Raw genomic sequence first — 19232 nt, forward strand, 5'->3', positions numbered from 1 at the left:
CTCCGGAACGACCCGCCCCGACCGGTCCCGCCCCTTCGGACGGATGCGCTCCGCCCCCTCCGCAACACCACTGACTCAAGGCTCAGTATCCCCACAACACTCCTCGACAGATGCCCATGGATCAGGACTTTTATCCCCAATCACCCTCCGAGGGCGTTGCGATGTTCTCAACGCCCTGTTAGCGTCCCCGGCCATGAACGCAGACCCCGGGGACCGGATCGCCGACGACGCCGGACACGTCACCGACCGCGTCCGGCAGGTGATCGCACGGCTCGGGTGCAGCCATCGGGAGTTCGCCCGCCGGATCGTGATGGACCCCTCCAAGCTCTCCCGGTCCCTGGGCGGCACCCGACGGTTCGCCCTCGCCGAGATCGTCCGCATCGCCGACCTGGGCGGCGTGGACACCGGCTGGCTGCTGGGCGCCCCGGAACGCCCCGCGGCCCCGCCCGAGCGCGAGCCGGCCGCGGTCCCCGAGGGCGGCCGGCCGCTCCAGATCGTCCGGGAGACCGTCCGGCTGATCGCCGAGCACGGCTTCCACGCCGTGCGGGTCGCCGACATCGCCGCCGCCTGCGGCACCAGCCCGGCCGCCGTCCACTACCACTTCCCCGGCCGCGACGAGCTGCTGGAAGCCGCCGTCCGCTGGTGCATGGACGAGGACACCGACCGCCGCGCGGCCGGGCTGGCCGCCGCCCCCGACGCCCGCGCCGAACTCCTGCACCTGATCGCCCTGCAGACGCCGCGCACCGCGCAGCAGCGCCGGCAGTGGCTGGTCTGGCTCGACCTGTGGGCGCAGGCCGCCCGCGACACCGCCGTGGGACGGCTCCACGAGCACTACTACCGACAGTGGCGCACCACCGTCGCCGACGTCCTCACGCGCGGCACCGAGCAGGGCGTCTTCCGCCCCGTCGACCCGGACGTGACCGCCCTCCGGCTCACCGCGCTCATCGACGGCCTGGCCACCCAGGTGCTGGCCACCGCCCCGGACAGCACCAGCCCCGACACCATGCACGCCGCCCTGCTGACGTTCGTCGAGAACGAACTCGACGCGCACCGCCCGTGACGAGCGCGCGGCCGGGCGGCCACCGCCGCTCCTGACACCCCCGCGCGCCCCGTCCCCCTCCGCTCGTCACCCCCTGCCCGCCCGCTCCTCCGCCTCGAAGGGAACCCATGACCACCCCCACCAGCGACGTCATCATCACCTGCGCGCTCACCGGCGCCGGTGACACCGTCCGCCGCTCCCCGCACGTCCCCGTCACGCCCGAGCAGATCGCGCGGTCCGCCGTCGAGGCGGCCGCCGCGGGCGCCGCGGTGGTGCACATCCACGTCCGCGACCCCGAGACCGGCGACCCGTCCCGCGACCCCCGCCTGTACGCCGAGGTCGTCGACCGCATCAGGCAGACCGGCACCGACGTCGTCATCAACCTCACCGCCGGCATGGGCGGCGACCTGGTCATCGACCCGGAGCGCCCGCTCACGCAGCTGCCCGGCACCGACCTGGTCAGCGGCCTGGAACGGCTCCCGCACGTCGAGGACCTGCTCCCCGACATCTGCACCCTGGACTGCGGCTCCCTCAACTTCGGCGACGGCTCCACGCTCTACGTCTCCACGCCCGACATGCTGCGCGCCGGCGCCCGGCGGATCCAGGAGCTCGGCGTCCGGCCGGAGTTGGAGATCTTCGACACCGGCCAGCTGTGGTTCGCCAAGCAGCTGCTCGCCGAGGGCCTGCTGGACGACCCCACCGTCTTCCAGCTCTGCATGGGCGTGCCGTGGGGCGCCCCGGCCGACCCCGGGGTCCTGCAGTCGATGGTGAACATGCTGCCCGAGGGCGCCCAGTGGGCGAGCTTCGCGCTGGGCCGGATGCAGATGCCCTGGGTCGCCCAGTCGATCCTGCTCGGCGGCAACGTCCGCGTCGGCCTGGAGGACAACCTCTACCTGAGCCGCGGCGTCAAGGCCACCAACGCCCAACTCGTCGAGCGCGCCGTCCAGATCACCGAACTCCTCGGTGCCACGGTGGCCACCCCGGACCAGGCCCGCGCCCGCCTCGGCCTGAAGCCGCGCGGCTGAGCCCCTGGGGTCCGAGGTCATCGGGCAGGGGCCGCGGGGGCACAGCCCACCGGCTCCCGCCCGCCCCCGCCCCGCCTCGTCGCCCCTGGCCGTCGCCCCCGCAACACCCACCTCCCCCACCCCCGACGCCCCGCAACCGCCCCGAGCCGTTGCGCGGGCTCCCGCCCAGGAGGCAGCACCCCATGCCCTTCACCCCCTCCACCACCCCCGAGGCCGTCCGCCGGGTGGCCTGCATCGGCGCCGGCGTCATAGGCGGCGGCTGGGTCGCCCACTTCCTCGCCCGCGGCTACGACGTGACCGCCTGGGACCCCGCCGCCGACGCCGAGGACAAGCTCCGCCGCCTGGTGTCCGCCGCCTGGCCCGCCCTGGAACAACTGGGGCTCGCCGACGGCGCCTCCCCGGACCGGCTGACGGTCGCCCCGACCCTCGCCGAGGCCGTCGCCGACGCCGACTTCGTCCAGGAGAGCGCCCCGGAGAAGCTGGAGTTGAAGCGCGCGCTCCTCGCCGAGCTGGCCGCCGCCGCGCGCCCCGGCGTGGTCATCGCCTCCTCGACGTCCGGCTACCCGATGACCGACATGCAGACCACCGCGGCCGACCCGTCCCGCCTGATCGTCGGCCACCCGTTCAACCCGCCGTACCTCATCCCGCTCGTCGAGGTCGTCGGCGGCACCCACACCGACGCCGCGGCGGTGGCGTGGGCCTCCCGCTTCTACGACGTCGCCGGCAAGTCGGTCATCACCATGGACCGCGAACTGCCCGGCTTCATCGCCAACCGCCTCCAGGAGGCGCTGTGGCGCGAGGCGCTGCACATGGTCGCCAACGGCGAGGCCACGGTCGAGGACATCGACGCCTCCATCACCGAGGGGCCGGGCCTGCGGTGGGCGTTCATGGGCCCCTGCCTGACCTTCGCCCTGGCCGGCGGCGAAGGCGGCATGGCCCACATGCTCGACCACTTCGGCCCCTCCCTGAAGTCCCCCTGGACCCGCCTGGAGGCACCCGAGCTGGACAGCGCGCTCCGGGACGCCATGGTCGACGGTTGCGCGAGCGCCGCCGGGGACCGCACCTACGCCGACCTGGTGGCCGAACGCGACCAGGGCGTCATCGACGTCCTCCGCGCCACCGGCCGCCTCCCCCGGGCCGACCGGGCCGGCGCCCCGGACCCGGCCGTCCCCGGCCAGCGCCCCCACACGCCCGGGAGCGCCGCCCGATGACCCCCGATCCGGTCACGTCGCCGGCCGGGGACCCCGCCCCCCTCCAGCCCCGCCCCCTCCCCCTCTTCCGTCAGGTCGTCCGGGAAGACTGGATCGACTACAACGGCCACCTCAGCGAGGCCTACTACGTCCTGGTCTTCGGCTTCGCCACCGACGCCCTGATGGACGCGTGCGGTCTCGACGCCACGTACCGGGAGCGCACCGGCTGCTCCCTCTACACCGTCGAGGCCCACGTCCGCTATCTCGACGAGGTCCCCCGCGGCAGCCAACTGGCCGTCCGCACCACGGTGCTCGGCGCGGCCGCCAAGAAGCTCCGGGTGGTCCACGAGATGTACCGCTGCGATCCCGCCGGCGCTCCCAGCGGCGCCCCGGTGGCCACCGAGGAGCTCTTCCTGCTCCACGTCGACCAGCAGCGGGGCTCCGCCGTCCCGTTCCCCGACGCCACCCGCGACCAACTGGCCACCCTCACCACACCGGCGCCGGACTGGGCCGGCCACGGGATCCGCCCGGTCGGCGCCTGACCGGCGGCCCGCGGCACGCCCGGCCCCGCTGGCCGTGCCGCGGGTCGGTGCCCGGCCCGCACGGCCGGGCACCGACCCGAAAGGCGCTTGCCCGCCGGCCGCGACGGTGTTCTGATCACCGATCATGCGCCCTGTGCACCCCCCTCTCCCCCACCCGCACGAGCTGCCGGCCAAGATGGCACGGAACCTCGCCGAGCACGCCTGCCACCTGCACCGGAACCTCCCGGACGCGGCCGTCACCGAGACCGCCGACCTCCTCGTCGCGGACAGCGGCCTCGCCGACGACACCTTCAACGTCGTCGCCGGGGCCCGCTTCACGTCCGCCACCGCCGCGGCCCGGATCGCCGACACCGTCCGCACGGTGGCCGCGACCGGCCGCCCCTTCTCCTGGTGGGTGGGTCCCGCCTCGACCCCACCGGACCTGGCCGCCCGGCTCACGGCCGCCGGCCTCCCCCCTTCCGCACACGAGACGGCCCTGTGGGCCGAACTCGACGGCACCCTCCCCGCCCCCGCCCCGGGCCTCCTGGACGTCCAGCGGGTGCGGACCCCCGAACAGCTCGCGCACTACGCCGCGGTCCTCGCCGCGAACTGGGACCCGCCCGCCGACACCGTCCGCCGCTTCTACGACCGCGCCGCCCGGCACGCGCTTGACGCCGACTGCCCGGCCCGCTACCTGGTCGGCTACGCGGACGGCCACCCGGTCGCGTCGGCCGAGGTGTTCCACCACGCCGGCGTCGCCGGGATCTACAACGTCTGCACCCTGGCCGCCCACCGCCGCCGCGGGCACGGCACCGCCCTCACCCTGGCCGCGCTCCACACGGCCCGCGCCGAGGGCGCCACCGTCGCCGTGCTCCAGGCGTCAGCGGACGGTGAACCCGTCTACCGGCGGCTGGGTTTCCGCCCCTGCGGCCGCTTCACCGAGCACCCCCTCGGCCCCTGACTCCCCGGGCGGACGGCTCCGGCTCAGCGCTTCGTCAGCGCCTGAGCCACCCGGAGGGTCATCTGGAGCTGGGTGGCGTCCCGGTGGGTCGGGCTGAAGGCGATCACCGCGCGGCGCTGCTGGTCGCGGGTGGCGACCAGCGCGTTGGCGTAGCCGTACCGTTCACCGGTCTTGCCCCAGAAGGCGGTGCCGTTCACGGTGACGGTCTGGAGACCGGCGCCGTAACGGGCCGGGCTGCCGTCGACCATGCGCACCCCGTCGGGCAGCGTGAACATGCGCTCCAGGAAGGGGCGCGGCACCAGCGTGCCGGAGAACAGGGCGGTCAGGAAGCGGTCCAGGTCACCGGTGGTCGATATCATCTCGCCCTCGCCCCAGGCGGCCGTCTGGTCGTAGGCGGTGATGTCGAGCAGGCTGCCGTCGGTCATCCTCAGGTAGCCGTGCACGTGCGGGCCGTGCAGGCGGGGGTCCTTGCCGGGCAGTGAGGTCCGCCGCATGCCGAGCGGGTGCAGGATGCGGCGGGTGACCGCTGCGCCGTAGGGCCGGCCGGTCAGGCGCTCGATCAGCAGGGCGAGGAGCACGTAGTTGATCCCGCGGTACTCCTGCTTGCTGCCGGGGGCGAACTTCATCGGGCCGTGCGAGACCAGGGACACCAGTTGCTGCGGGCTCCACCTGTCGTAACGGTGACGGACGATGCCCTCGGGGGTGGAGAGGTCCGGAACCCCGTCGCGCGACTCGTCGGGCAGACCGCTGGTGTGGTTGAGCAGATGGGTGACGCTGAGGCGCGGGAACGCGGACGGGAGGAGGCCGGGCAGGTAGCGCTGGAGGGGCGCGTCGAGCACGAGCCGCTGTTCGGCGGCCAGTTGCAGCACCACCGTGGCGACGAACACCTTGGTGATGCTGCCGATGCGGAACGTGTCGTGCGCGCCGATGGGCCGGCCGCTCGCCCGGTCGGCGACGCCGGCGGTGCCGTACCAGCGGCCCGCGGAACCGGTGATCCGCAGCTGGGCGCCGGTGACCTCGGGGTGCGCCAGGTCGGACAGCGCGGCGCGCAGGGCCGCGACGTCCAGCGGCGGGAGCGGTGCGGGCGGGACGGGCGGTGCCGGCCGGGGCGCCGCGGCGGCGGGGCGCCCCGGCCCGAAGGCGGCGAGGGCCGCCGCGCCGGCCACCGCCGCGCCGACGACCGCCCTGCGGGACAGCGGGTTCGTCGCGTCCGCGACCGTGCTCGAACCGGCGCCGAAGGGCGGTCGGGAGGGCTGCTGTGGAGTCATGTCCGACACTGTGCCGATCTCCGGGCTCGCCGGCCTCAGGGATCTCCCTGAACCCGTCCCGGATGCGACCCTGAGCGGGTAGCCGTCCGACACGCGAACGGAGATCAGGGTCATGTCCATGCAAGGCCACCACATCGAGATCAAGCAGGGCACCGCACACGTCCGGGTCGTGGTCAACGGGCAGTTGCTCGCCGAGAGCCGGCGACCGCTGTTGCTCCTGGAGACCGGCTGTCCGGTGCGCTACTACCTGCCTCCACAGGACGTCCGCACCGATCTGCTGACGCCCTCCGCGACCCACACCGTCTGCCCGTTCAAGGGCACCGCCTCCTACTGGTCGCTCGCCCAGGGCCCCGAGGACCTCGTGTGGGCCTACCCCGAGCCGCACGCCGGGGTGGCGGAGATCAAGGATCACCTCTGCTTCTACGAGGTGCAGTTGGCGGAGTGAGGGCCGCCGCCCGGGCCGCCCGGGGCCGGACCGTCGCCGGCCGCTCCGTGGCCCCGCGGCGACGGCACGGCGACCCACGACGCACAATCGAAGGGTGAACGCCCCAGAGGACCATCCGGACCCCACCCGGCACGAGGAGGGCGGCGCCCCCGCGCCGCGCGCCCGTGACCGCGACGAGCAGGGCCGGGCCCGCAACGCCCGGCCCCGGGACGGCCTGGGTCGTCCGCTGCCCTACGGGGCACCGGGCGTCGCCCGGCAGCCCGAGGGGGTGGACCGCACCCCCGACGAAGCGCTGAGCGAGGCGCAGCGGCTGTTGGACGCCGGGATGCCGTTCCACGCCCACGAGGTCCTGGAGGACGCCTGGAAGGCCGCGCCGGAGTCCGAGCGGGAGCTGTGGCGCGGGCTGGCGCAGCTGGCCGTGGGGCTCACGCACGCGGCGCGCGGCAACGCCGGCGGAGGTGCGGCCCTGTTGGGACGGGGCGCGGCGGCGCTGACCCGGTACGCCGGTGCCGCCCCGTACGGCATCGACGTCGACGGGCTGACGGCCTGGGCACGGGAGCTGATCGGCCGTCTGGACGGAACTCCGCAGGACGGGGCGGCCGGTCCGGTCTCGGCCACCGGCGAGGCTCCCCGGCTGCGCGCCCGTTAGGCGCGCGGCCGGGGAGCCCGTCCATGCGGCGGGACGGCGTCGGGGCGCCGCGTCACTCGTCGTCGTCGGACTCGCTGCGGCTGACCGGTTCGGCGCGCGTCACGGTGTTGAAGCCCCAGTCCAGCAGGGCGCTCGCCTCCTTGTAGACGCCGTTGGCCTCACCCGACTGCGGGTTGAGCACGGTGACGATCAGGGTGTGGCCGTTGCGGCGGGCGGCGGCGATCAGGGTGTTGCCGGCCTTGCTGGTGTAGCCGTTCTTCACGCCGATGATGCCGGGGTACCGGGGCAGGCCGTGCGAGCCGACCAGCATCCGGTTGGTGTTCTCGATCTGCAGGGTGCCCCCGCCGGCCGCCGGGAACCCGGCGCGGGTGGTGGAGCAGTAGCGGGCGAAGTCCGCGTTGGCGAGGCCGGCGCGGGCGAAGACCGTCAGGTCGAACGCGGAGGACTCCTGGCCGGGGGTGTCGTAGCCGTCCGGCGACTTGACCGTGGTGTCGCGGGCGCCGAGCCGGCGGGCGGTCCGCTGCATCTCCTGGGCGGTGGCCGACCAGCCGCCGTTCATGGCGGCGAGGACGTGCACCGCGTCGTTGCCGGAGCGCAGGAAGACGCCGCGCCATAGGTCGGCGACGGTGTAGCGCTGGCCCTGGCGGACGCCGACGACGCTGCTGCCGGACCCGAGGCCGGCGAGGTCGCCGGCGCTGACCTGGCGCACCTTGCCGGACGAGAACTTGGGCAGCACCGTGACGGCGAAGAGGGTCTTCAGGGTGCTGGCGGGGGCGAGTCTGCGGTGCTGGTTCCGGCCGGCCAGCACCTTGCCGGTGTCGGCGTCGGCGACCATCCAGGCCAGGGCGCTGAGGCCGCCGGGCAGTTTCCGGGCGGGGGCGGCGGCCTGACGTCCCGTCGGTGCTGCGGGACGGGCATCGGCCGGTATCGGGCTCAGGGACACTCCGGCGGCGGCGAGGAGTACCAGCGCACCGACCTTCTTGGAGACAAGCGCGTCACATGCCATGGGGTCACGCTAAGGAGGGGTGGCGGCGGGCGCAGCGCGGATGCGCCAGACGGGCCACCGAGGGGTGCCGCGCCCGGCGTGTCGCGGAGGTGCGCACCCGCAAAGAAAGACCCGCCCGGTGCGACGGGGGATGCACACCGGGCGGGTCACAGCACTTTTCTACCGCATGTCTGAACGGTTACGCATCAAAAACTTGTGCGTTCCCGGATTACCAGGCCACGGGCAGCGAAATCAGGCCACGCGCCCGGATGGTCCGACGGTGCCGCACTTCGTCCCGCGCCACATCGAGGCGCAGCTCGGGAAAGCGGCTGATGAGGGCGCCGATGGCGATCTCCGCCTCCATGCGGGCCAGCGGCGCGCCCAGGCAGTAGTGGATGCCGTGTCCCAGGGCGAGGTGACCGGAGGGCTCGCGGGTCGGGTCCAGCCGTTCCGGGTCGGCGAACCGCTTCGGGTCGTGGTTCGCGGAAGCGATCGAGAGCAGCACGCTCTCGCCGGCCGGGATGCGAACGCCGCCGATCTCCAGGTCCTCTACGGGGAAGCGGCGGATGGCCAGGGCGGCCGGGGCGTCGTACCGCAGGAACTCCTCGACGGCGGCAGCCAGTTCGGCCGGATTTCGGCGCAACGCAGCGAGTCGCTCGGGATGGTCGAGGAGGGCGAGGACGGAGTTGCCGATGAGCTGGACGGTGTTCTCGTAGCCGGCGAAGAGGATCAGGAAGGCGAGCGAGGTGAGTTCGTCCTCGCTGAGCCGGTCGCCGGCCGGGTCGTCCGCGCTGTCGTCGCGGACCGCGATCAGGTCCGAGAGCAGGTCGTCACCGGGCTCGGCGCGCTTCGCGGCGATCAGCCCGGTGTAGAACTCCAGCATCGCGCCGATCGCCTCCTTCATCGCCTGGGGACGGCTGGGGTCGGGCGTGATGAGCGCGTCCGACCAGGCCAGGAAGTCGCGCCGGCGCTCGGCGGGGATGCCGAGCAGATCGCAGATGACGGTGATCGGCAGCGGTCCGGCGTAGTCGGCGACGAGTTCCGCGCGGCCTCGCGCGGCCATGGCGTCCAGCAGGTCGTCGGCGATGCGCTGCACGGGCGCCCGGAGCGCCTCGATGCGGCCCGGGGTGAAGGCCTTGACGACCAGGCGGCGGATCCGGGTGTGGTCCGGCGGATCCATGTTGAGCAGGTTCGCGTCGAGGGCGGGCGGCAGCGAGAAACCGCGGTAGTTGCCCGGCGTGGCGTGCCGCCTGTCGAGCGAGAGCCGGGGGTCGGCCAGCGCGCTGCGGACGTCGTCGTAGCGGGTGACCAGCCAGGCGGGCTGCCCGTCGGTGCCGGTGATCCGGTGCACCGGGCCCGCAGCGCGCAGTGCCGCGTAGGCGGCGTACGGGTCGTCCAGGAGGGGGGCGGTGTCGAGGGGGGCGTCGGGGCCGGTCTCGGCGGTGTTCTGCATGGCGCCCGAGCCTAGATCACCGGGGACCGGGCGCCGGGCGGCACCGGCCGCGTGGGCCGGTGCCGCCGTGCGCGGTGGGGAGGCCCGGACCCCCGTACCGGGCCCCCCGTCTGCGGCGTTGCGGTCAGCTGTGCGCGGTGGCGCTGCGCTGTCGCAACTCGGTGAGCACGGTCTCGATCAGCGGCGAGTGGTAGACGTCCGCGACCAGCGCCAAGTGCTCGTATTCGGAGGAGAGTCGGTCGGCCTGTCGGCCTTCGGCGACCACCACGCTGTCGGCGCCGTGGTCCGGGACGTGACCGACCGCGCGGTTCTCCAGGCCGCGCCGGAGGGCCGCCGCCTCGGCGACCGCGGCCAGTTGCCGGTCGTCCAGCGAGACCGCACGGGCGCGTTCGAGGACGATGTCGATGGCGTCGGACTCGACGTGCCGGCGCAGGCCGCGCTGCACGTCGCGGATCTCGGCCATCTGGCGGTTGGCGCGCCACTCCAGGTCGGCGAAGGGCCAGCGGCCGGTCCACCGGGAACCGTCCATGGTGACTTCCGGGGCCTGTGCGGTGACGGTCCGCCAGAGCGGCGTCAGGCGGCGCAGCCGGCGCCAGGCCGCCGCGCGCGGGCCGGCCGCGGGGAGGCTGAAGCCGATGAGCACGAGGATGGCGGCGACCGAGGCGCTGAGCGGGGCGACGCCGTTGGAGAGCCAGAGCGCGGGGTGCCCGGTCCACGACAGCAGGAAGCCGATGACCTTGCAGGCGCAGTAGAGCAGGCCGAGCCAACAGCCCGCCGCCAGCACCCGCAGTCCGCGGGCCAGCCACGAGCCGCCGAGCCGGGCGGCGTAGCGCGGACAGAGCGTCCCCAGCCCCGCCAGGCTCGCCCCGAAGATGGCCAGATACAGCACCAGGAAGAGCATCACGCCGGGGGCGCCGGTGTAGGCGGTGCTGAAGTCGCGGGGGTGCTCGACGGCGTCCGGGCGGCCGACGGCGAAGCCGGTGACGGCCACTGCCCACAGGAGCGCCACCGCGGCGACCACCAGCCGCGCCCTGCCCCGGGCCCGGGCCGCCCCGCCCTCACCGGCCGTCCACCGGAGCAGCAGCACCAGCGCCCCGGCGGCGAAGACCACGACGGAGGAGTAGAGGAAGACCATGGCGAGGTTGGCGACGCCGACCAGCCGGTCGAATCCCCGGTAGAGGCTGGGCGCGGAGAAGAGGAAGACGGTGGCCACGCCGCCGGTCATCACGCAGGCCAGGCCCAGGTCGGTGTTGCGACGGTCCCGGAACCACGCGACCGCCTTGTAGGCCACCAACGCCCAGGCGGCGGCCGCGAAGCAGAGGTAGACGACGTCAAACACCGGGGCCTCCCGCGGGTCCGGCCGCCTCCTGTTGGCGGCGGATGTGCTGGAGCGCGGGGCCCAGCGCGGCCGCGACCTCGGCGGCGGGTCCCGTCGGCGGGAGTTCCCGTTCCGCTGTGGCGGGCACCACGTGTTCCATCAGGAGCGTCCCGAGCACCTCGGTCTCCCGCTCGGCGAGGTTGTCGTAGCCGTGGTGGCGGGCGAAGCCCATGGTCAGGCCCATCCGCTGCATGGCGGTGGCGACGTCGACGGAGGGGGTCCACATCCGCAGCGCGTCCTCGGTGACGGCCGGGTCCTGGGCGTGCCCGAGGAGGAGGTGGCTGAGTTCGTGCAGCACGATGTGGGTCTGGTGCCAGGGTGAGGTCTTGAGTTCGTAGAAGACCCAGTAGCCGTCGTCGGTGGTGGCGGTCATCCCGGAGACCACGCCGCCCAGGCTCATCGGCACGAGGTGGACGGGCCGTTCCACCCGCGCCGCGACGACGTCGCAGATCCCCCGCAGATCGGTCGAGGCGGGCACCTGCAACTCCTTGATGAGCTGCTTGCACCGCCTGCGCATCTGCCCCACTCGCATGCTCGTCCCGTCCTCGTGTCCGGCCCGCCGCCAGGTAGTGAAGATCTGGTCGCGCTCAGCGGTCCGTATCGGGCCGTGCGCCACGCCGATCACCACCCTGCTCCGGCGGGCCGTCCGGCAGGTTCATCTGCCGGCGGAACTGGGAGATGATCGTCGTCAGGCTGTCCTGCACTTCCGGGGGCAGCCCGACCGAGCGCAGTGCGATGGCGCGCACCCGCTGGTCGCGCATGGCGGCGAGGAACCGGACCTCCTCCTCCACCCGCGCCGCCTGCGGCTGGGAGAGGTCCCCCAGCAAGTACCCGACCGGTACGGCGAAGAACTTCGCCAGCGCGCGCAGGAGTTCGGGACCCGGGTTGGTCCGCCGCCCGTTGCGCAACATCGACAGGTACTGCTCGGTGACCTTGACACCGCCGTACTCCGCCACGCCGCGGCTGATCTCGTCCGCGACGTGGGCGTTGGTGTACGGAGCGCCCGGTGGGTGCATGTGCGCGAAAAGGTGGTTGAGCCGTTCCGCGAGCACGCTGCCCTCCCCCTTGGGCCGGCTGTCGCCCCCCACTGCCATTCCCCCGTTCGTCGGGCCGGCCCAACGCGCAGTTAAGGCCGTCGAAGCTATGTCCCCATCCTGACACGCCGGGAACAGGCCGCACCAGTCCACATACGGACAGTGAGGAAGGCCGGACTTAACCGCGAGTTGAGTGATCCGACAACAACTGTGCGCGCAACGGTCGGGGCGTCTGGGGCGGGAGGGGCAGGCGGCGGTCGGGAGCGGACGCGCGGAGGACGGGCTCCCAAGGCGACCCGGAACGCGGGGAACGACCCACGTGGGCGCCGCCGCGCTGGCCGAGCCGCTGTCCGCCGCCCGAGGCCCCGGCACCGACGCCTGGTTCGGACCGGCTGCCGACGGCGGCTTCTGGGCGCTGGGCCTGGCCCGGCCGAACGCCCGACTGGCCGAACTCCGGCTGCACGACCTGCCGATGTCCACCCCGGACACGGGCGACGCGCTCCTGGGCCGGCTGGCAGCGGCTGGCCTGACCGCCCATCAGTTGCCGGTGCTGACCGACGTGGACGCCCTCGACGACGCCCGGCAGGTTGCCGCCGAGGCACCGGGAAGCCGCTTCGCCGCCCGGCTGGGCTCCCTCACGCCGGCACCGGAGGTGGCGACTTGACGGTCACCACGGCCTGGGTGGACGACCCCTTCACCGAGGCCGTCCGCACCGGTCGCGGCCCACTGTGGCTGCGCCGCGACGACGGCCTGCGACTGCGCCCGGACATCGAGCGCTGGTACGCGCCGGCGGCCGGCGCCGACCACAGCCTGCTGCGGCGCTGCACCGGTCTCCCCGCGCCCGTGCTCGACCTCGACCTCGGCCCCTGCCCCTGCCCCTGCCCCTGCCCCTGCCCCACCCGAACGGGCCAGTCAGCCACCTGCCGGGGTCAGTCCGCGAGCCGGTGGAACAGGTCGTCGTCGACCCGCCCCTTGAGCAGCCGCCCCAGCTCGGCGGAGAAGGCGAGCAGGCCCGAAAGGGGCCGGTGCTGGACGACCGCCTTGACGATCCGCCCCTCCTGGTCGCGCACGAGGACGGTCGAGCCCGCCAGCGCGGTCCCGCCCAGGGCGGTCGCCTCCCACTCGACGTAGCTGCGGTCGCCGCGGTGCGCCTCGTGCGTGAAGACCAGCGACTCGTAGACCCGGCTCGCCGTCCCCATGATCAGCGCGACCTCCTCCCGCCCCTGGACCGGGCGGTTCAGCGCGGCCCCCTCCAGGACCACGTCCGGGGCGAAGGCGCCGGCGAAGGCGTCCTCCGTCCCGGCGGCGAACGCCCGGGTCCACGCGCCGCCCTCCACTCCGGGCGCCGTGCTCCCGCCCGGCTTCTCGCTCGATCCACCCATCGCACAGCCTCCTGACCGCCCACCCCTGCTTCCACAGCGGCAAGTACCAATCAAACCGCATTCATATCTTACGCATGCGACGAATTTCAGCACCAGTGGTAGCGAAAGACAGACCCGTCAGCTGTATGGTTGTTTCTGTTCGCAACTCTCCCGCTACCCGGACGGAGGACAGCCCCCATGGCTTCCCACCTCGGTTACGACGTGCTGGTCACACCCGGCGCGGAGCGCGCCGGAAAGACCCTGCCGAACGGCGATCCACTCGTCTCCTCGCCCGTCTCCACCGTCCTGGTGCACGGGCGAAAGGACGCGGTGCTGGTCGACCCGCCGTTCCTGGACTCCCAGATCGCGCAGGTGCGCGACTGGGTGGCCGCCTCCGGCAAGAAGGTCCGGTACGTCTTCGCCACCCACGGCCACGGCGACCACTGGTTCGGCACCGCCGCGCTGCTCCCCGACTTCCCGGACGCCCGGGTCTACGCGACGCCGGGCACGATCGAGGTCATGCACCAGCAGGCCACCGAGGGGCGGGCGGCCATGTGGGACGTCGACTTCCCCGGCCGGGTCCCGCCGTCACCCGTGCTCGCCGAGCCGGTTCCCGACGGAGGCTTCCTGCTGGAGGGCGAGCTGCTGCGCGCCGTCGACGTCGGCCACACCGACACCGACCGCACCTCCGTGCTGCACGTGCCGTCGATCGGCCTGGTGGTCGCCGGCGACGCCGTCTACAACGGCGTGCACCAGTACCTCCTGGAAGGCGGGGAGGGCGGGCTGGAGTCCTGGCTGGCGGCGCTCGACGTGATCGAGGCGCTCGATCCCCGCCACGTGGTCGCCGGCCACAAGAACGCGGCGCTGCCGGACGACCCCGCGGCGATCGCCGGCACCCGGCAGTACCTGCGGGACGTGATCCGCCTGCTGGAGCAGAAACCGACCGCCCGCGACTTCTACCGGGAGCTGCTGCGGCTCCACCCCGACCGCCTCAACCCGGGGCCGGTCTGGTACGGCGCCGTCGGCCTGCTCGGCGCCTGAGACGGAGAGGGAGAGCACCCATGGACATCGACTCGCGCACGCTCGACGCGAAAGCGGCGTACAAGCTGCTGATCGGCAGCATCATCCCGCGTCCCGTCGCGTGGATCAGCACCCAGTCCGCGGCCGGCGTCGGCAACCTCGCGCCCATCTCGTTCTTCACCTGCGTGGGGCGCAAGCCCCCGAAAGTCTCGCTGTCCATCCAGCCCAAGTCGGACGGGCTGTCGCTCAAGGACAGCTTCCTGAACATCCGTGACACCGGGGAGTTCGTCACGAACCTGGCGACGCTCCCGCAGATCGTGCCGCTGCATCGCAGCGCCGTCGAATTCGAGCCGGACGTCGACGAGTTCGACGCGGTGGGAGTCGAGAAGGAGCCGTCCGCACTGGTCGTCCCGCCCCGGGTCAAGGGCGCGCCGATCGCCCTGGAGTGCAAGGTCGACACGATCTTCTCCGCCCCGGACGGACTGCACCACGTGGTGTGGGGGGAGGTCGTGAGCTTCCACGTCCGCGACGACATCTACGTCAACGGGCGGATCGACTTCGGCGCGCTCGCCCCCGTCGGCCGTCTCGCGGCGGAGTACACCGTGGTCGACAACGCCTTCGTTCCGCCGCTCACCGACGAGGTCATGGCCGAGCGGGCGGCACGGCGGATGCGGCGGATCGACCGCCACGGGGAGGACTACTCGGCGGTCGACGGCTCGGGCTGGTCCGCCTCCGGAGCGGTCCGGGAGTGAACCCGGCGCAGCACGGACGGCCCGCCCGGGCAGGGGCAGCACACCTGCCCGGGCGGGAGCCGGAAGGCCCTCGGGAAGGACCGTCTAGGATCGGTCGTTCGACGTGCACGGGGCGATCGTCACCGCCCCGGGACAGGAAGGCGATGGGTTCCATGGACGCCACGTGGCAGGCGACCGGCCGGTACGAGCTGGCGTCGGCGCCCGGCGCGCTGGGCCTGGTCCAGGATCTTCTCAACACTCTCCCGGCCGGCCGGCCCCGCCAGCCCGACCTGCTGGCGGACCCCGAGTCCGCGCAGGCCTGGGCGGACTCGGCGCTGGCCGCCTGGGCGGCCACGACACGGCAGCCCGTCCCGAGGCCGCGCCTCCACGAGGAGGACCTGACCCGGCTCCGCGACCTGCGCACGGCACTGCGCGACGCCCTGGCCGAGCCGGCCGACGGAGCGCCGGAGTCGAGCGGGTACGCCGGGTCCCCCGTCGTGGAGACCGCACAGGCCGCGTTGGAACTCGACGCCACCGGCGCAGTGCGTCTGGAGCCGCGCGGCGGCGGCGCGGGTTTCCTGGTCGCCACGCTGCTCCTGACGCTGTGGCAGGCCCAGAACAGCGGTGACGACCGGCGCCTGAAAGTGTGCCGCAACCCCCGGTGCGCGGTCGCCTTCTACGACCGCTCGCGCAACAACAGCGGCGTCTGGCACGACGTGCGCACCTGCGGCAACGCGGCGAACCTGCGCGCGCACCGCGCGCGCAGGCGGGAGACCGCGGCGGCGCCCGGGGGCTGACGCCCCGGGTGCCGTGCCCCGGTCACGGCGTTCCGGGCTCCCCGGTCCGTCCGAGGTGTTCCCGGAACCAGGCCAGTGCGGCACCGCTCGACTGCTCGAACCGATCGACGTAGGGCGCGAAGTGGCCGCCGGGGATCAGTTCCAGCCGCTTGGGCTCCAGTGCGCGTTCGTGGGCCGCGAGGGCGAGGTCGGTCACGGTGACGGTGTCGGCGAGGGCGACCACCATCAGCAGCGGCGTCGGGGAGACCCGGGCGATCCAGCTGCCGGGCTCGTACATCCGGGCCGCGCGGGTGGAGCGGACGGTGACCCGGTTCTCCCACGCGCCGTCGGGCACGGGCCGGAGGTAGAAGTCGACGGCCTCCTGCGTCCGGTAGGACGCCGCCACCGCGGGGTCCTTGCCGACCACGGCCTGGGTGCGCGGAGCCTCGCCGCGCAACTGGGCCCGCTCGTCCTCGTCGAAGGCCCCCTCCAGGGCTGCGACGGCCTCCGGGGCGATGCGGCGCAGGCCCTGCTCGTAGCCGCTGATGGTCGGCACCTGGGCGACCACGGCGCGCAGCCGGCGGTCGGTCGCGCCCAGCACGAGGGCGTGGCCGCCGGCGTAGCTGGTGCCCCACAGCCCGATGCGGCCGGGGTCGACCTCGGGCCGGCTCTCCAGGTAGGAGATGGCCCGCCGCCAGTCGGCGATCTGCCGCCAGGGGTCGACGTCCTGACGCGGCACGCCGTCGCTGGCCCCGAAGCCGCGATGGTCGTGGAGCAGCACGACGAATCCGTTCTCGGCGAAGGCGCGCGCGAACGGCTCCAGGCCGTGCTCCTTGACCCCGGCGTAGCCGTGGGCCATCGTGATCGCCGGGTGGGGGCCCGGCCCGTCCGGCAGATACAGCCAGCCCCGCAGCGTCACTGCCGCGTCGGCCTCAAACTCGATGTCCGTGCGTTCGACCATGGAGATCGTCCTCCTGGGGAGTGTCGGGCTTCGGTCCCTGCGGAAGGGGCCGGGTCGGCGGCGGGCGCCGGGTTCAGCCGAAGTGGATGTCGGCGAGGTCGATGGCGACCATGACCTGGCCGGGGACGGGCCGCAGGTCGGCGGCGCGGTTCCAGGCGCGGCGCCGGGTGGGCAGCAGGATGCCGTCGGCCTCGACGATGTCGTGGACGTACTGGGCGGCGGCGAGGCCGCCGGCGATGTCGACCTGGTAGTCGTGGCGGCGCAGCAGCCGGTCCGGGCCGAAGTAGAAGTCCTGGACGGTGCTGTGGGTGGCGAGGGCTGCGGGGAAGGTCGCGCGCAGGACGCGCCACTGTTCGCCGTTCTCGTGCCAGGGCCGGATCTCCTCGACGCGCACGCCGGGCATCGCGAGCAGGAACGGGGTGGTCAGGTAGGTCCACAGGGCGTAGCCGTTGAAGTACGCCCGGTCCAGCGCGTCCCACGGGGTCTGCAGGGCGTGTCCGTCGAAGGCCTTGCGCGGCTGTGCGCGCTCGGCGACCACGGTGCCGTCGGTCCGCTCGATCGCGATGCGGTCGGGGGTGAAGTCGGTCCGTTGGTCGGGGGCTCCGAACGGGGCGACCGAGGCGTGCTGTTCGTGCAGCCGCACCGCCATCTCCCGGGGCGTCGGGTCCTGCGGAACGCCCTTGATCGCGAACAGGTCGCCGCCGCTGACGATCGTCGCGCGGACGGAGCTGAACCGGCGCCAGCGGTCCGTCCCGCCGTGGGCTTCCAGCACCTCGTCGAGCAGTGTGTTCATCCGTACTCCTCCTGACTCCGCCGATGGCACGTGCAAACCGTGCAGCGGACTTAAATATGACCGGTCGTCTTGATAGTGTCAAGGAGTCGCCCGCGGCGGGTTCCGGGCCTCAACCACCCTTCATCCACGACCCTTTGGGAGTCCTCGTGAGCTTCGACCACCCCTCGATCCGCACCCGGACGGAGGGCGGCGTCCTGTTCGCCACCCTCGACGCCGGCCCGCTCAACCTGATCGGCGTCGACCTGGTCCGCGACCTGGTCGGACTCGTCGACACGCTGTACGCGGACCCCGGCGACGTGCGGGTCGTCGTCTTCGACAGCGCCTCCCCCGAGTACTTCTCGGCGCATGTGGACCTCGCGGCCGTTGCGCAGTACACCGCCGAGGCCGCGAAGGCCGGCGGCCCGGGCGACGCCTCGCTCGGCATGTTCCTGCACCGGCTGGCGCGGGTCCCGGTGATCACCATCGCCAAGGTCCGCGGCCGGGCCCGCGGCGGCGGCAACGAGCTCGTCCTGGCCTGCGACATGGCCTTCGCCTCGCGGCAGAACGCGGTCTTCGGGCAGTTCGAGGTCGGCACCGGCGCCCTGCCCGGCGCCGGCGGCATCCAGCACCTGACCCGACGGCTGGGCCGGGCGCGGGCCGTCGAAGCCGTCGTGGGCGCCGACGACTTCGACGCGGACCTCGCCGAGCGCTACGGCTGGATCAACCGCGCCCTGCCCGACGACGAGCTGGACGGCTTCGTCGAACGGCTGGCCAGGCGCATCGCGGGCTTCCCGCCCGAGGGAGTCAGGGTCGCCAAGCGCGCCATCGGCGACCTCACGCTGGCGGACCCCGCGCAGGTCCGCTCCGACGCCTCCGTCTTCCAGAGCCTCGTCGCCCTGCCGCAGACGCGTGAACGCCTGGACCGTCTCGCACGCCGGGGCCTCCAGACGCCCGGCGACGTCGAGGCCCGCCTGGGCGAGGCCGTGGGGCAGCTCCCGCACCGGCCCGAGGCCGGTCGCACTGCTTGACAAATCGAAAGACGACCGGACATATTGGATGTGACAGAAGGAGTGTGCACCATGCCGCGGCCCAGCATGCGCGAACATCTGATCGAAGCCGCGCACGATCGCTTCCACGAGCACGGCTTCAACGGCATCGGCATCAAGGACATCACCGACACCGCCGGCACGCCGAAGGGCTCGTTCTACAACCACTTCGACAGCAAGGAAGCCATGGCCGTCGAGGTCATGCGCCGCTACGCCGAGTCGCGCGGGATGGACATGCTCGCCGACACGTCGGTTCCCCCCGTCGAGCGCATCCGTGGCCACTTCGCCTACCTGATGGCGGACCTGGAGCGGTACGACTACGCCCGGGGCTGCATGTTCGGCAACTTCGGGGCGGAGCTGTCCACGCAGAGCCCCACGGTCCGGGACGAGGTGGGCAGCCGGCTCGGGCGGTGGGCTTCCGCGCTCGCCTCGGCGCTGGACGAGGCCCGCGCGGCCGGGGCTCTGGCGAGCGGGGTGGACACCGCGGTCCTGGCCCGATTCCTGGTGAGCGCCTGGGAGGGCGCGGCCATGCAGGCGAAGGTCGTCCGCGGCAGCGCGCCGCTGGACGACTTCTTCACCGTGTTCGATTCACTGACCGCCTGACCCGGCGGCCGACG

Annotated in this window: 22 protein-coding genes; 13 read left to right on the forward strand and 9 right to left on the reverse strand. The window is 73.5% G+C overall.

Annotated features, from left to right (window positions below; all coding sequences use genetic code 11):
* Positions 1-193 precede the first annotated feature (193 nt).
* From ABD385_RS02105 to ABD385_RS02125, 5 genes are all read left to right on the forward strand, one after another.
* A complete protein-coding gene (locus ABD385_RS02105; protein WP_344573097.1) occupies positions 194-1060 on the forward strand; it encodes a TetR/AcrR family transcriptional regulator in 867 nt (288 codons plus the stop codon).
* 107 nt (positions 1061-1167) lie between these two features.
* Complete coding sequence (locus ABD385_RS02110) at positions 1168-2064, forward strand: beta-keto acid cleavage family enzyme (protein WP_344573098.1); 897 nt, start codon at positions 1168-1170, stop codon at positions 2062-2064.
* Positions 2065-2246: 182 nt separating this feature from the next.
* A complete protein-coding gene (locus ABD385_RS02115) occupies positions 2247-3275 on the forward strand; it encodes a 3-hydroxyacyl-CoA dehydrogenase NAD-binding domain-containing protein (protein WP_344573099.1) in 1029 nt (342 codons plus the stop codon).
* A complete protein-coding gene (locus ABD385_RS02120) occupies positions 3272-3796 on the forward strand; it encodes a thioesterase family protein (protein WP_344573100.1) in 525 nt (174 codons plus the stop codon). The genes ABD385_RS02115 and ABD385_RS02120 overlap by 4 nt, the downstream gene beginning before the upstream one ends.
* A 175-nt stretch (positions 3797-3971) precedes the next feature.
* Positions 3972-4736, forward strand: a complete 765-nt coding sequence (locus tag ABD385_RS02125; RefSeq protein WP_344573494.1) for a GNAT family N-acetyltransferase — start codon at positions 3972-3974, stop codon at positions 4734-4736.
* A 23-nt stretch (positions 4737-4759) separates the two neighbouring features.
* On the opposite strand, the gene ABD385_RS02130 is transcribed toward ABD385_RS02125, so the two are convergent.
* The gene (locus ABD385_RS02130; protein ID WP_344573101.1) at positions 4760-6004 is read right to left on the reverse strand and encodes a serine hydrolase domain-containing protein; all 1245 of its coding nucleotides are present in this window, start codon (positions 6002-6004) and stop codon (positions 4760-4762) included.
* Positions 6005-6116: 112 nt separating this feature from the next.
* On the opposite strand from ABD385_RS02130, the gene ABD385_RS02135 reads away from it, so the two are divergent.
* Both ABD385_RS02135 and ABD385_RS02140 read left to right on the forward strand, forming a co-directional pair.
* The gene (locus ABD385_RS02135) at positions 6117-6449 is read left to right on the forward strand and encodes a DUF427 domain-containing protein (protein WP_344573102.1); all 333 of its coding nucleotides are present in this window, start codon (positions 6117-6119) and stop codon (positions 6447-6449) included.
* Positions 6450-6543: 94 nt separating this feature from the next.
* A complete protein-coding gene (locus ABD385_RS02140) occupies positions 6544-7098 on the forward strand; it encodes a DUF309 domain-containing protein (protein WP_344573103.1) in 555 nt (184 codons plus the stop codon).
* A gap of 52 nt (positions 7099-7150) precedes the next feature.
* On the opposite strand, the gene ABD385_RS02145 is transcribed toward ABD385_RS02140, so the two are convergent.
* The 5 genes from ABD385_RS02145 to ABD385_RS02165 form a co-directional block, all read right to left on the reverse strand.
* On the reverse strand, positions 7151-8104 hold the full coding sequence (locus tag ABD385_RS02145; protein ID WP_344573104.1) for a D-alanyl-D-alanine carboxypeptidase family protein: 954 nt from the start codon (positions 8102-8104) through the stop codon (positions 7151-7153).
* A gap of 208 nt (positions 8105-8312) precedes the next feature.
* Entirely contained in the window at positions 8313-9536 is a 1224-nt protein-coding gene (locus tag ABD385_RS02150; protein ID WP_344573105.1) for a cytochrome P450 family protein, read from the reverse strand.
* Between the two features lie 124 nt (positions 9537-9660).
* A complete protein-coding gene (locus ABD385_RS02155; protein ID WP_344573106.1) occupies positions 9661-10875 on the reverse strand; it encodes an MAB_1171c family putative transporter in 1215 nt (404 codons plus the stop codon).
* The gene (locus ABD385_RS02160; protein ID WP_344573495.1) at positions 10868-11440 is read right to left on the reverse strand and encodes a hypothetical protein; all 573 of its coding nucleotides are present in this window, start codon (positions 11438-11440) and stop codon (positions 10868-10870) included. Before ABD385_RS02160 ends, ABD385_RS02155 begins: the two co-directional genes overlap by 8 nt.
* 61 nt (positions 11441-11501) lie before the next feature.
* Positions 11502-12008 carry a helix-turn-helix domain-containing protein gene (locus ABD385_RS02165; RefSeq protein ID WP_275461847.1) on the reverse strand — a complete coding sequence of 169 codons (507 nt, stop codon included), beginning with the start codon at positions 12006-12008 and terminating at the stop codon, positions 11502-11504.
* Positions 12009-12267: 259 nt separating this feature from the next.
* Between ABD385_RS02165 and ABD385_RS02170 the strand changes: the two genes are divergently transcribed.
* Positions 12268-12612, forward strand: coding sequence for a hypothetical protein (locus ABD385_RS02170; RefSeq protein WP_425585331.1), 345 nt, complete (start codon positions 12268-12270; stop codon positions 12610-12612).
* Positions 12613-12877: 265 nt separating this feature from the next.
* On the opposite strand, the gene ABD385_RS02175 is transcribed toward ABD385_RS02170, so the two are convergent.
* Entirely contained in the window at positions 12878-13330 is a 453-nt protein-coding gene (locus ABD385_RS02175; RefSeq protein WP_344573107.1) for a nuclear transport factor 2 family protein, read from the reverse strand.
* Between the two features lie 177 nt (positions 13331-13507).
* Between ABD385_RS02175 and ABD385_RS02180 the strand changes: the two genes are divergently transcribed.
* The 3 genes from ABD385_RS02180 (at position 13508) to ABD385_RS02190 (ending at position 15857) form a co-directional block, all read left to right on the forward strand.
* Positions 13508-14350: an MBL fold metallo-hydrolase gene (locus ABD385_RS02180; protein ID WP_344573108.1), complete on the forward strand. Its 843-nt coding sequence runs from the start codon at positions 13508-13510 to the stop codon at positions 14348-14350.
* Between the two features lie 20 nt (positions 14351-14370).
* The gene (locus ABD385_RS02185) at positions 14371-15081 is read left to right on the forward strand and encodes a flavin reductase family protein (protein ID WP_344573109.1); all 711 of its coding nucleotides are present in this window, start codon (positions 14371-14373) and stop codon (positions 15079-15081) included.
* Positions 15082-15233: 152 nt separating this feature from the next.
* Positions 15234-15857 carry a CGNR zinc finger domain-containing protein gene (locus ABD385_RS02190; RefSeq protein WP_344573110.1) on the forward strand — a complete coding sequence of 208 codons (624 nt, stop codon included), beginning with the start codon at positions 15234-15236 and terminating at the stop codon, positions 15855-15857.
* A gap of 22 nt (positions 15858-15879) precedes the next feature.
* On the opposite strand, the gene ABD385_RS02195 is transcribed toward ABD385_RS02190, so the two are convergent.
* Together ABD385_RS02195 and ABD385_RS02200 are read right to left on the reverse strand one after the other, a co-directional pair.
* Positions 15880-16797: an alpha/beta hydrolase gene (locus ABD385_RS02195; RefSeq protein WP_344573111.1), complete on the reverse strand. Its 918-nt coding sequence runs from the start codon at positions 16795-16797 to the stop codon at positions 15880-15882.
* A 73-nt stretch (positions 16798-16870) separates the two neighbouring features.
* On the reverse strand, positions 16871-17590 hold the full coding sequence (locus ABD385_RS02200; RefSeq protein ID WP_344573112.1) for a hypothetical protein: 720 nt from the start codon (positions 17588-17590) through the stop codon (positions 16871-16873).
* A gap of 146 nt (positions 17591-17736) precedes the next feature.
* On the opposite strand from ABD385_RS02200, the gene ABD385_RS02205 reads away from it, so the two are divergent.
* Entirely contained in the window at positions 17737-18597 is an 861-nt protein-coding gene (locus ABD385_RS02205; protein WP_344573113.1) for an enoyl-CoA hydratase/isomerase family protein, read from the forward strand.
* A gap of 51 nt (positions 18598-18648) precedes the next feature.
* Positions 18649-19218 (forward strand): TetR/AcrR family transcriptional regulator, encoded by a 570-nt coding sequence (locus tag ABD385_RS02210; protein ID WP_344573114.1) that lies wholly within the window; start codon positions 18649-18651, stop codon positions 19216-19218.
* Positions 19219-19232: the final 14 nt, after the last annotated feature.

It is taken from the genome of Streptomyces lunalinharesii (genome assembly GCF_039532155.1).
Lineage (GTDB): Bacteria > Actinomycetota > Actinomycetes > Streptomycetales > Streptomycetaceae > Streptomyces > Streptomyces lunalinharesii.